Raw genomic sequence first — 587 nt, 5'->3', positions numbered from 1 at the left:
GCGCAAACAAGGAATCAACGCAGCCAAGGTTAAGAAGCCAGCATTCTCATTTGGCGGAGGAACAAAAAAGAAGAAAATAACCCCCTTCGATATCGCCATATTCGTTCGCCAACTTGCTACGATGATGAAAGCTGGTGTACCGCTCATCCAATCGTTCGACATTGTAGCGGACGGCCTTGAGAATCCGACACTTAGAGATCTCGTTCTAGAAATAAAGAACGACGTAGCTGCTGGTAATAACTTTGCTGGTGCACTGAAGAAGCACCCTCAACATTTTGATGATTTGTTTGTAAACCTTGTCGACTCAGGTGAAAAATCTGGCGCGCTCGAAACCATGCTAGACCGCGTTGCGACTTACATGGAAAAAACTGAGACGCTGAAAAAGAAAGTAAAGAAAGCGATGACCTATCCTATCTCGGTGTTGGTTGTCGCGATGGTGGTAACCGCAATACTGCTCCTTAAAGTAGTGCCCCAGTTTGAGAGCATGTTTGCCGGCTTCGGCGCTGAACTTCCCGCTTTCACACAAATGATTATTGCAGTATCAAAATGGCTACAGTCTTGGTGGTTAATTGTACTTATTGCGATCG

At 45.7% G+C, this 587-nt stretch carries 1 protein-coding gene; it reads left to right on the top strand.

The features are described from left to right. On the top strand, positions 1–587 hold a 587-nt coding region (locus tag A3739_RS06425), incomplete at both ends, for a type II secretion system F family protein (RefSeq protein ID WP_197472121.1).

The organism is Oleiphilus sp. HI0067 (assembly GCF_001635735.1).
The sequence above is the reverse complement of the archived record's forward strand: the minus strand, read 5'-3'. Positions and strand labels throughout refer to the sequence as shown.